The organism is Myxococcus sp. CA056 (genome assembly GCF_013336715.1).
Classification (GTDB): domain Bacteria; phylum Myxococcota; class Myxococcia; order Myxococcales; family Myxococcaceae; genus Myxococcus; species Myxococcus llanfairpwllgwyngyllgogerychwyrndrobwllllantysiliogogogochensis.
Window position 1 is genome coordinate 1 of sequence record NZ_JABUMT010000020.1, and the last position, 11,365, is coordinate 11,365.

General features: G+C 69.5%; 10 protein-coding genes. 9 read left to right on the forward strand and 1 reads right to left on the reverse strand.

The window, feature by feature from the left end; translation table 11 throughout:
- Positions 1 to 434: 434 nt before the first annotated feature.
- The gene (locus HUA76_RS40945) at positions 435 to 3,164 is read left to right on the forward strand and encodes a N,N-dimethylformamidase beta subunit family domain-containing protein (RefSeq protein WP_174463968.1); all 2,730 of its coding nucleotides are present in this window, start codon (positions 435 to 437) and stop codon (positions 3,162 to 3,164) included.
- A gap of 15 nt (positions 3,165 to 3,179) precedes the next feature.
- Here the strand turns inward: HUA76_RS40945 and HUA76_RS40950 are convergent, their stop codons facing one another.
- Positions 3,180 to 4,001 (reverse strand): alpha/beta fold hydrolase, encoded by an 822-nt coding sequence (locus HUA76_RS40950; RefSeq protein ID WP_174463969.1) that lies wholly within the window; start codon positions 3,999 to 4,001, stop codon positions 3,180 to 3,182.
- Between the two features lie 317 nt (positions 4,002 to 4,318).
- Here HUA76_RS40950 and HUA76_RS40955 point away from each other — a divergent pair, with 317 nt between their 5' ends.
- From HUA76_RS40955 to HUA76_RS40990, 8 genes are read left to right on the forward strand one after another with little or no spacing between them, the layout of a single operon-like run.
- Complete coding sequence (locus tag HUA76_RS40955; protein WP_174457771.1) at positions 4,319 to 4,801, forward strand: Na+/H+ antiporter subunit E; 483 nt, start codon at positions 4,319 to 4,321, stop codon at positions 4,799 to 4,801.
- On the forward strand, positions 4,794 to 5,084 hold the full coding sequence (locus tag HUA76_RS40960) for a monovalent cation/H+ antiporter complex subunit F (RefSeq protein WP_141642529.1): 291 nt from the start codon (positions 4,794 to 4,796) through the stop codon (positions 5,082 to 5,084). Before HUA76_RS40955 ends, HUA76_RS40960 begins: the two co-directional genes overlap by 8 nt.
- The gene (gene mnhG, locus HUA76_RS40965) at positions 5,081 to 5,395 is read left to right on the forward strand and encodes a monovalent cation/H(+) antiporter subunit G (protein ID WP_141642528.1); all 315 of its coding nucleotides are present in this window, start codon (positions 5,081 to 5,083) and stop codon (positions 5,393 to 5,395) included. Before HUA76_RS40960 ends, mnhG begins: the two co-directional genes overlap by 4 nt.
- Positions 5,392 to 6,324 (forward strand): hydrogen gas-evolving membrane-bound hydrogenase subunit E, encoded by a 933-nt coding sequence (gene mbhE / locus HUA76_RS40970; protein ID WP_174457770.1) that lies wholly within the window; start codon positions 5,392 to 5,394, stop codon positions 6,322 to 6,324. Before mnhG ends, mbhE begins: the two co-directional genes overlap by 4 nt.
- Positions 6,321 to 6,650, forward strand: a complete 330-nt coding sequence (locus HUA76_RS40975) for an NADH-quinone oxidoreductase subunit K (RefSeq protein ID WP_174457769.1) — start codon at positions 6,321 to 6,323, stop codon at positions 6,648 to 6,650. The genes mbhE and HUA76_RS40975 overlap by 4 nt, the downstream gene beginning before the upstream one ends.
- The gene (locus HUA76_RS40980; RefSeq protein ID WP_174463970.1) at positions 6,647 to 8,074 is read left to right on the forward strand and encodes a complex I subunit 5 family protein; all 1,428 of its coding nucleotides are present in this window, start codon (positions 6,647 to 6,649) and stop codon (positions 8,072 to 8,074) included. The genes HUA76_RS40975 and HUA76_RS40980 overlap by 4 nt, the downstream gene beginning before the upstream one ends.
- Positions 8,071 to 9,555, forward strand: a complete 1,485-nt coding sequence (locus HUA76_RS40985) for a monovalent cation/H+ antiporter subunit D family protein (RefSeq protein ID WP_217440875.1) — start codon at positions 8,071 to 8,073, stop codon at positions 9,553 to 9,555. The genes HUA76_RS40980 and HUA76_RS40985 overlap by 4 nt, the downstream gene beginning before the upstream one ends.
- Positions 9,552 to 11,300 carry a complex I subunit 5 family protein gene (locus HUA76_RS40990; protein WP_174463971.1) on the forward strand — a complete coding sequence of 583 codons (1,749 nt, stop codon included), beginning with the start codon at positions 9,552 to 9,554 and terminating at the stop codon, positions 11,298 to 11,300. The genes HUA76_RS40985 and HUA76_RS40990 overlap by 4 nt, the downstream gene beginning before the upstream one ends.
- The last annotated feature ends 65 nt before the right edge of the window (positions 11,301 to 11,365 follow it).

Sequence of the window (11,365 nt, forward strand, 5' to 3'; positions counted from 1 at the left end):
AAATCAACTTCGTCGGCTCCGTGTCCGTGACGAGCGCAGGGACGACGTCCACTTCGGCTTCCTCGTCCTCGGCTGCTGCGTCATGCTCTTCCGAAGCCTCTATCCTCACATTTGATAGAGGCTCTAAGCCAGGCACCACGTCAGCGCCGACCAGCCCCGCATGCCCACGGGTCGACCAATCAACGAAGTGTCGCGTTGACCCACCCGACCTCGTGGAAACCCCTGAGCCCGCATTGGGTCGGGAAACGTGGGTGTCATTGACGCCAGGGCAAGCGCGCGACGCGAGGCCCGTGCCCGGTCGGCCATGTCAGACATTCGTCCCGTCAGCCCCGGCACAGAGTGAGGCGCCATTGTTGGCGGCCGCCCATTCGAGGGCAGGACGGATTGAGAGGGATTTGGTCGGCGATGACAACGGGCGCGGGAGGGGTGCGCGCATGGGGTTGGCAATCGTCTTGATGATGGTGGGCATGATGTCGGTCACTCCGGAAGGCCCAGAGGCACGTCGTCCCGGCACGACGGAGTGGAGGCTGAGTCAGACCGCCACGGGCGCCCAGTTGGAGGGATACGCCGGAGCGACCAGCGTGCAGCGGGGCGAGTCCATTGACATCCACGTCCGCACGGACGGCGCGCGCCCCGTGAGCTGGGAGCTCTTCCGCATGGGCTATTACGGGGGCACCGGCTCCCGGAAGATGGCGTCCGGCGGCCCCATCACCATCGGCCCCCAGCCCACGCCCGTGGCGGACCGGACGACGGGACTGGTCGAGTGCCGCTGGCCCACCAGCTTCACCGTCCCCACGCAGGCGAGCTGGCCCAGCGGCGTCTACCTGCTCAAGCTGCGGCGCGACGACGGGCCCCAGTCCTACGTCATCTTCGTCGTCCGCGCGGACGAGAGGAAGAACACGGGCATCCTGCAGATTCCGTTCACCACCTTCCAGGCCTACAACGCCTGGGGCGGCGAGAGCCTCTACAGCGACTCACTGGGGCTGTCGGGAGGCCACGCCAAGGTCGTCTCGTTCGACCGGCCCTATGTGGATGGCAATGGCGCGGGTGAGTACTTCTACGCCACGCACAACTTCGTGTTGTGGGCCGAGTCGAAAGGCTACGAGCTGTCCTACGTCACCAATGTCGACGTGGACAGGGACCCCTCCCTGTTGCTGGGGCAGCGGCTGTTCCTTTCGGTGGGGCATGACGAGTACTGGTCCCGCCCGGCCCGGACGGCGGTGGACGCGGCGCTCGCGTCAGGTGTGAACCTGGCGTTCCTCGGCAGTGACACGAGCTGCTGGCTCATCCGCCTGGAGTCCTCGACCGCGGGCGCGTCGCGGCGCAAGCAGGTTTGCTACAAGGACGAGGCCCGCGCGGAGGACCCGCTCGCGGGCACGCCGCTCGTCACCGTCCGCTGGCGCAACGCGCTGCTCGGTGAACCGGAGAACGGGCTCGTGGGGGTGATGTCCGACGCGTGGGGAATCATTCCCCAGCCCTACGTCGTGCGCACGCCCGGAGCCTGGCCCTTCGCGGGTACGGGGCTCGCGCAGGGTGACTCCATCCCCGCCGTCGTCGGCTACGAAATCGACCGCGCGTGGACGAACGGTGCTTCTCCCCCGGGCTTCATCCCGCTGGCGCAGTCCCCGGCCATCAGCAACAAGGGCGAGCCCAACTGGCACACCTCCGGCCTCTACACCGCACCCTCCGGCGCGTTCGTCTTCTCCAGTGGCGGCATCTCCTGGTCTCAAGGTTTGTCCCATCCCCACTTCGCCGACCTCCGCGTGCAGCGCATCACCGACAACGTGATGCGCAAGGCGGGCCTGGTGCCCACGCTCGACGGGGACACCTTCGGCGCGCAGAACCCCCGGCCCGTGGACCGCACGGGCCAGTCCGCCGGGGTCTCCACGTTCGCCGGGAGCGCGTTCCAGGAAGGCTTCGTGAATGGCCCGGCGTCACAGGCGCGCTTCCGCAGGCCCGTGGGTGTGGCCGTGGATGGAACGGGCACGGTGTTCGTGGCGGACACGGGCAACCACGCGGTGCGACGCATCGCCAATGACGAGGCTCGCACCGTCACCACCATCGCAGGCACGGGGACGTCGGGTGTGGGAGAGGGGCCGGGCGCGACGACGGCGCTGCGCTCGCCGGAGTCCATCGCCATCGCCCCGGATGGCACCCTCTACGTGGCGGACACGGGCAATCACCGCATCGTCCGAATCGCTCGGGATGGACGCTGGACGGTGAGCACCTTCGCGGGCTCGAAGGACGGACGACAGGGCAAGAGCGATGGCGTGGGCACCGCCGCGCGCTTCCAGACGCCTGGCAGCGTGACGTTCGCGGGCGCGGACCTGTACGTGACGGACACCTTCAACCATCGGCTCGCGCGCATCTCTCCGGAAGGGAAGGTCACCACGGTGATTGGCGCCCGGGGCTCGGGCAGCACCAACGGCCCCGCCGCGCAGGCCCGCTTCCATCGGCCGACGGCGGTGGCCTTCGGCGGGGGCGCGCTGTGGGTGGTGGACACGGGCAACCGGCTCATCCGGCGGGTGGCGATGGATGCCAGTTTCACCACCTCCACCGTGGCCGGAGCCGTCACAGGGGGCTTCGCGGATGGCGCGGGAGGCGCGGCGCTGTTCCTGCCCATGCTGGGCGCGGCGTATGTCGACGGGCGATTGCTGCTGACGGACACCGGCAACGAGCGCATCCGCGCGCTCGTCGGTGGACAGGTGCGCACCTATGCGGGGACGGGGGCGCATGGCGCGCGGGACGGCGCCGCCGAGCAGGCGACCTTCAGTCTGCCCACGGGCGTCGCGGGACTGCCGAACGGAGACGTGCTCGTCGTGGACCAGGGCGCGTCGACGATTCGCAAGCTGCTCGCGCCATCGAGCGGCGGAGGCCCGCGTCCGGTGCCACGCATCACCGGAGGTCCCTTCTCCGGTGCCTCCGCGCCGCTGGATGTGTTCCTCGATGCGACGACGAGCACGACGACGGACCCGGGGGGCTGGCTTCAGCGGTTCCGGTGGGACCTGGGCGATGGCACGACGTCCGACGCGGCCTACCTGGAGCACCGCTACACCCAGGTGGGCCGCTTCACCGTCACGCTCACCGCGACGGATGGCAGGGGCGTGAGTGCTTCCACCACCCAGGTCATTCGCGTGGGCGTGACCGGGGAGGGCACGCCCTGAGTCGTGGCGAAGACGTCAGGACTTCGCGAAGGCGAGCAGGTCCGAGTGGAACTGCTCCCGGTGCGTCACGGAGAGACCGTGCGGCGCGCCGGCGTAGACCTTCAGCGTGGAGTTCTTGATGAGCGTGGACGACAGGTGCGCCGACGCGCCGATGGGGACGATCTGGTCGTCGTCGCCATGGATGATGAGCGTGGGGACGTCGAACTTCTTGAGGTCCTCGGTGAGGTCCGTCTCGGAGAACGCCTTGATGCAGTCGTAGGCCGGCTTGAGGCCACACTGCATGCCCGCGAGCCAGAACGCGTCCCGCGCGCCCTGGGAGACCTTCGAGCCCGGGCGGTTGGCGCCGTAGAAGGGCGTGGTGAGGTCCTTGAAGAACTGCGAGCGGTCGGCGAGCACTCCGGCGCGGATGCCGTCGAAGGCCTCGATGGGCAGTCCGCCGGGGTTGGCGGCCGACTTCAGCATGAGCGGAGGCACCGCGCCCACGAGCACCGCCTTGGCCACGCGCTTCGTCCCATGCCGTCCGATGTAGCGGGCCACCTCGCCGCCTCCAGTGGAGAAGCCGACGAGGATGGCGTTCTTCACGTCCAGGGTGTCGAGCAGCGCCGCGAGGTCGTCGGCGTAGGTGTCCATGTCGTTGCCATCCCACGTCTGCGTGGAGCGGCCATGGCCACGGCGGTCATGCGCGATGCAGCGAAAGCCATTGGAGCCGAGGAAGTAGAGCTGCTCGTCCCAGCTGTCGGAGCTCAGCGGCCAGCCATGGCTGAAGACGATGGGCTGACCCTTGCCCCAGTCCTTGTAATAGATGCGCGCTCCGTCCTTCGTCGTGATGATGCTCATGGGCGTGACTCCGAGGGGATGACTGCGATGGAGTCACGCTAGCCGTCGACGCCAGGGCTCCCCACCCCCGGGCGGGGCGGAGCGCGGTCCCCCTGTCGGGGGATGGCGGCTTCACAGCGCGACAGTCGTCTCGAAGTCCCTGCGTCCGGTAAGCGTCCGGTGACGAACGCGGAGGCTGACTCGGTCCGACGTGGGCCGTGGGGCTGGCACTAGGGTCCTGACCTGTGGACCCAGGGCATGCAGGCAAGACACGGAGGAACACGGGGGGGCTCCAGAAGGTGGGGTCCTGGTTCCGTGCGGGCGCCTGGAAGAGCGCGGTGGCACGCGTCGTCTTCGTGGGCATGGCGTGGTGGGCCCTATGTGACGGAGACCCGAGCAGCTTCATCTTCGGCGTGCCCGTCGTCGCGACGGTGTCGGTGGTGAGCTTCCTGCTGAGTCCGCCCCGAAGCTACGGGTGGCGACTCACGGAGGTGGTGCGCTTCGCCGGCTACTTCCTCGCGGGCTCCGTCCACGGCGGCTTCGATGTGGCGCGCCGCGCGCTCGCGCCGAGCATGCCCATCTCTCCCGTGTTCGTCCGATATCGGATGAGCCTGCCCGGAGGCGCGCCCCAGATGGTGTTCAGAATCACCCTCAGCCTGATGCCGGGCACGTTGAACGCGGACGTCCTCGGGGACGAGCTGGTGGTGCATTCGCTCGTGGACCGGGGCGAGGGCATCCAGCACGAGTTGAAGAGCCTGGAGTGGCGCGTGTCGCGACTCTTCGGACTGGGGCTGCCTCCGCCGGAGCCCGCGCATGCATGAGCTGCGCACGGGCCTGGCCTTCTTCCTGCTCCTGAACATCCTCGCGGGGATGGTGCGAGTCATTCGCGGTCCCACCGTCACCGACCGCTTCATCGTGGCGCAGCTCTTCGGGACGACGGGCGTGGGCGTCCTCATCCTGCTCGCGGCGGATGCGGGCAGGGATGCCTTGCGTGACGTCGCCCTGGTCTTCGCCCTGCTGGCGCCCGTCACCGTCGTGGCCTTCGTACGCTTCGCGGTGGGGAGCGATGCAGCCCCTGGCTCGGACAAGGAGCCGAGGCCATGAGCCCCCTGGACTTCCTCTCCGCGGCGTTCCTCTTCGGCGGCGGCGCCTTCTGTCTGGCGGGCACGGTGGGCGTGCTGCGCTTCCCGGATGTGTATTGCCGGCTGCATGCGCTCACCAAGGTCGACAACCTGGGCCTGGGGCTGGTGGTGGTGGGGCTGGCGCTCCAGTCGGGCTCGTGGGCGACGGCGCTCAAGCTGCTCCTCGTCTGGTTCTTCGTCCTCATCTCCAGCGCCTTCACCTGCCAGCTCATCGCCCGCGCGGCGCTCCGTGGCAGGGGCGCGGCGCCCTGGGGAGGACGGCGGGAGCCATGATGGATGTGCTGCTCGATGGGGTCCTCGCGCTGTGCCTCCCCTTGCTGGCGTGGCTGGTGTTGCGGACCGAGTCGCTGTCCCAGGCGGTGGTGCTCTTCGTCGCGTTCGGACTGCTGTCCGCGTTGGGTTGGGCGAGGCTGGAGGCCCCGGACATCGCGCTGGTGGAGGCCGCGGTGGGCACGGGCCTCACCGGCGCGCTGCTGATGCACACGTTGAGCTGGACGGAGGAGACGCCGCCCGACATTCGCGCGCGGGGCCGGCGCAGGCCCTGGGCCCTGCTGGCGGTCGCCGCGTCCACGCTCATGCTCGGGTGGGCCGTGCTCGCGCTTCCCGCCGACAGCCCGGGGCTGGGGCCGCTGGTGGAGGCGCGGCGGGAGGAAAGCGGGGTGAAGCACCCCGTCACGGCGGTGCTGCTGAACTTCCGGGGCTACGACACGCTGCTGGAAATCGCGGTGTTGCTGGTGGCCGCGCTGGGGGCGCGGGCGGTGAATCCGCGCAGCGAGCGGCCCACCCCGGACGCTGGAGATGACCCGCTCACCGGAGAGTTGTTCCGGATGATGATACCGGCCCTGCTGCTGGTGGCGGGCTACCTGGTGTGGGTGGGGGACCATGGACCAGGAGGGGCGTTCCAGGCGGGCGCCATCCTCGCGGGAGGCGGCGTCGTGGCCCTCCTCACGATGCGGATGGGGCCGCCCCGGATGTCCTCCTGGCAGGTGAGGTGGGCGCTGCTCACCGGGCCCATGCTCTTCATCGGCGTGGCGGTGGCGCCGCTGTTCACCGGGAGGAGTCTGCTGGAACTCCCGAGGCTATACGCGGGCACGCTCATCTTCGTCGTGGAGCTGGCGCTGACGGTCACCATCGCCATGGTGCTGCTGATGTTCTTCCCAGGCACGCGTCCCCCCAGAGCGGGAGCGGAGGGCGAGCCATGAACCCGTGGGCCGTCTACGCGCTGTCGGGCGTGGCGATGTTCAGCGTGGGGCTGGTGGGGCTCTTCTCCCATCAGCACGTGGTGAAGCGCATCCTCGCCTCGAACATCGCGGGCTCCGGGGTGTTGATTGTCCTGGTCGCCCTGGCACGGCGCGCGCCGTCGGGCGTGCCGGACCCCGTGCCCCACGCGCTGGTGCTCACGGGCATCGTCGTGTCGGTGAGCTCGACGGCGCTGGGCGTGGCCCTGGCTCGACGCATGGCCCGGCTCCGCGCCCAGGAGGCACGGGCTTCCGAGCGACCGCCAGGCCCCGGCGGAGAAGGTCCATGATGGCGGACACGGCCTTGATGGCGTGGCCCGTCGCGCTTCCGCTGATGGGTGCGGTGCTGGCGCTGCTGGTGGGGCGCGCGGGGGTGCGCCTGGTCGCGGGCGTGGCCTCCGTGGCCACGCTCATCGCGTCATCGCTGGTGGCCTGGGAGGTCTCCACGCAGGGAGTGCTTCGCCAGCAATTGGGAGGGTGGGGCGCACCGCTGGGCATCGAGTGGCGCGCGGACGGGCTCGCCGCCCTGATGCTGCTGACCATCGCGGTGGTGGGGCCGCTCATCAGCGTCCACGCCTTGGACCACCTGGGGGACCGAGAGGACCGGGAGTTCCTCCCGCTGTGGCTGTTCATCTGGTGCGCGCTCAACGCGCTGGTGTTGTCGGCGGATGCCTTCAACCTCTACGTCACGCTGGAGCTGACGACGCTGGGCGCGGTGTCTCTCATCGTGGTGCGCAGGGATTTGCCAGGGCTCGACGCGGGCCTGCGCTACCTGCTCTTCGCGATGCCGGGCTCGCTTTGCTACCTGCTGGGCATCGCGCTCCTGTACGGCGCCTATGCGACGCTGGATGTGGGGATGCTCGCCCAGCGCGTGCAGGCGGGGCCGGTGACGTGGGTGGCCGCGGGGCTGGTGACGGTGGGGCTGTGTCTCAAGACGCCCCTGTTTCCGCTCCACGTCTGGTTGCCACCGACGTACACGGGCGCGCCCACGCCCGTCACCGCGCTCCTGTCGGCGCTCATCTCGAAGGGCTCCTTCTACGTCCTCTTGCGGCTGTGGCTGGAGGTCTTCGCGCCCGTCCTGGACGCGGAGGTGGGGCAGATGTTGGGCCTGCTCGGAGCGGTGGCGGTGCTGTGGGGCTCGGTCCTGGCGCTGAGCCAGACGCAGCTCAAGCGGGTGGTCTCCTATTCGAGCGTCGCGCAGATTGGCTACATGTTCCTCGTCTTCCCCATGGCGACCAGTGGGGCCCGCGCGGGGGTCATCTATCTGGTCGTCTCCCACGCGGCCGCCAAGGCGTCCATGTTCGTGGCGGTGGGCAACATCCATCAGGCGGTGGGCATCACCTCGATGGGGGGCGTCCAGGGCCTGGCCTACCGGATGCCCTTCACGTTCCTGGCGATGGCGTTGGGTGGCATCAGCCTGATTGGCATTCCGCCCAGTGGAGGGTTCATCGCGAAGTGGCTCCTGTTGAATGAGTCCATCGGCACACAGCAGTGGTGGTGGGCGCTGGTGCTGCTGGGAGGCAGTCTGCTGACGGCGGCGTATGTCTTTCGCATCCTCCGGGGCTCGTTCCTGCCGCTGCCTCCGGGGGTCACCGTGCGCTCCATTCCCCTGGGGAACGAGCTGGCGCCGCTCGCGCTCGCGCTCATCGCGCTGGTGCTGGGACTGGTGCCCTGGTTCCCGTTGGACCTGCTGGCCGTCGGTGCGTCGAGATGATGAACACCTGGCTGCCGCTGTCCGTGCTGCTCAGCTCGCTGTTGCCGGGGCTCATCATCTTCCTGCTCGCCGAAGAGCAGCGGCGCACGCGCACGGTGCTCAACCTGCTCGCGGCGGTGACCAAGCTGCTGCTCACCGCGGTCATGGCCTGGGGCGTGTTCCAGGGGCGCCAGTACGAGACGCGGCTGCCCTTCTTTCCCAAGGCGGACCTGGTGCTGAGGGCGGACTCCTTCAGCCTGCTCTTCATCACCCTGTCCGCGGTGCTCTGGTTCGTGACGACCATCTACGCGGTGGGTTACCTGGAGGGGACGGACCACCGCAGCCGGTTCTTCGGCTTCTTCTCGCTGTGTGTCGCGTCGACGATGGGCATCGCGCTCGCGGGCAACCTGCTCACCTTCTTCCTGTTCTACGAGATGCTCACGCTGTCGACGTACCCGCTGGTCATCCACCGGGGAACGCCCGAGGCGCTGCGCGCGGGCAACGTCTACCTGCGCTACACGCTGAGCGGGGCCACGCTGCTGCTGGCGGGCGTGGTGCTGCTCTACTCGCTCACGGGCTCGGTGGAGTTCACCGAGCGAGGCGCGCTGGGCGCCGTCGCGTCACATCGCACCGAGCTGGTGGTGGCCTTCGTGCTGCTGATAGCCGGGCTCGGGGTGAAGACGGCGCTGGTGCCGCTCCATGGTTGGCTGCCGGTGGCGATGGTGGCGCCCGCTCCGGTCAGCGCGCTGCTGCATGCCGTCGCGGTAGTGAAGGCGGGGGCCTTCGGCATCACCCGCATCATCTACGACGTGTATGGCGTCTACCTGGTGCATGACCTGGGGGTGATGCAGCCGCTGGCCATCGTCGCCGCCATCACCATCCTCTACGGCTCGGTGCGGGCGCTCCAGCAGGGGGACTTGAAGAAGCGGCTGGCCTACTCCACGGTGAGCCAGGTCGCGTACATCGTGCTGGGCATCTCCATCTTCGGGACGGCGTCCACCATTGGTGGGCTGGTGCACCTGGTGCATCAGGGGGTGATGAAAATCACCCTGTTCTTCTGCGCGGGGAACTTCGCCGAGGAGCTGCACGTGCACCGGGTGAGTGAGCTGCGCGGGGTAGGGCGGCGGATGCCGCTCACCACGGGGGCCTTCACCATCGCCGCGCTGGGGATGATTGGCATTCCCCCCGTCGCCGGGTTCATCTCGAAGTGGTACCTGGGCATCGGCGCGCTGGAGGCGCATCAGCCCTGGCTGGTGGTGGTGCTGCTGACGAGCAGCCTGCTCAACGCGGGCTACTTCCTACCCATCGTCTACTCCGCGTGGTTCCAGGCCCCGCGCGAGGAATGGAAGCCGAGCACCCGGGGGTGGGAGATTGGGTTGCTCCTGTTGCTGCCCACGGTGGCCACGGCGGTGTTGTCGCTCGCAGCGGGACTCTTCGCCGGAGCGGAGCTCAGCCCGCTGGGTTGGACGCGGCTCATCACCGAGCGGGAGTTCCGTCCGTGAGTGGCCATGACCTCGCCTCGCTCGCCGTCATCGCGGCCCTGTGCGTGCCGTTGGTGCTCACGGTGGCGGTGATGATTCCCGCGCTTCGGGGCGTCGGCATGGCGCTGGCGCCGTGGGCCGCGCTCCCGGCGCTCGGGCTGGGCCTGGGGACGGGGGTGTCCGTCCACTGGAAGCCGGTGCTGCTGGGGATGCGGCTGTATGCGCCGGACGAGGTGACGCGGACGTACCTGCTCTTCACCGGGATTCTGTGGCTCTTCTCCGGCCTCTTCGCGCGAGGGTATCTGCGCGAGGACTCGCACCGGGCCTCGTTCTGGGGCTTCTTCCTGGCGACGCTCGCGGGGAACGTGGGCGCGGTGCTCGCGCAGGACGTGGCGAGCTTCTATCTGTTCTTCGCGATGATGACGTTCTGCGCATACGGACTCGTCGTCCACGAGCGCACCGAGGCGGCGGCGCGGGCGGGCCGCGTCTACATCATCATGGCCCTGCTGGGAGAGGTGTTGCTGCTCGCGGCCTTCTTCCTCACGGTGGGCACGCGGATCAACCTGTCGCTCGCCGAGGTGCCGCGCGTGGTGGCGGAGTCGTCCTCCCGCGAAGTCATCTGCGTGCTGATTCTGGGCGGCTTTGGCGTCAAGGTGGGCGCCCTGCTGCTGCACATGTGGCTGCCCCTGGCCCATCCCGTCGCGCCCGCCCCGGGCAGCGCCGTGCTCAGCGGCACCATCATCAAGGTCGGCGTGCTGGGCTGGCTGCGCTTCCTGCCGCTGGGGCATGCGAGCCTCCCCACGCTGGGCACCGTGTGCGTGGCGGCGGGGCTGACGGCCGCGTTCTACGGTGTCGCGGTGGGCCTCACGCAGCGCGAGGCGAAGACGGTGCTGGCCTACTCCAGCATCAGCCAGATGGGCTTCCTCACGCTGGCGGTGGGGCTCGCGCTGGGGGCCCCGGAGGCGGCTCCCGTGCTCATCGGCGCGGTGCTCGTCTATGCGGTGCATCACTCCCTGGCGAAGGGGTTGTTGTTCCTGGGCACGGGCCTGCTGCCCGCGACGGGCCGCAAGGGCTGGAGGGGTGTGCTGGTGTTGGTGGGGCTGACCTGGTCCGCGCTGGAAATCGCGGGCGCGCCGCTGACGAGCGGGGCCCTGGCGAAGCTCGCGCTGAAGTCCGCGGAGGCCGCCGCGCACGCGTCGGAGGCCCTGCCGACGCTGCTCTCCCTGGCGGCCGTGGGCAGCACGCTCATCATGGCGCGCTTCCTGGAACGAACCGTCCCCAAGGCCCCCGAGCAGGGCTCACCCGGGGCGGGAGGGATGTTGCTCGCGTGGGTCCTGCTGCTCGTCGTCGACACGGCGCTGCTCCTCTGGCCACCCGTGGGGCGCAAGGAGCTGCCGCACCTGCTCGAGTCGAAGAGCCTCGTCTCGGCGGCGTGGCCCGTCGTCGCCGGCGTGCTGCTGACGGGGCTGGGTTGGCGCTCGCGTCGGTGGCGCTCCTGGCGCGTGCCGGAGATTCCGCCCGGCGACGTGCTCTGGCCGGTGGCGCGGGTGCTGCTTCCGGGCTGGCGGCGGCTGACGGCGGGCGCGGACCGCGAGCCGCCCGAGCAGGAACACGTCGGTGAAGGCCCGCCGAGCCGGTTCGCGCGGTTCCGGCGAGCCTCGCTCGACGACTTTGAGAACGCCGAGGAGGGCCTGAGTCAGCTGAGCCATGTGGGCCTCGCGCTGCTGCTGTTCCTGGGCGTGTTCCTGCTGCTGCTGGTCCGGTGAGACGACGCCAGGGATTGCTTCAACCCCTGGCGTCCCTCCTGCTCAGTCGGTGGTCGACCGGGCGG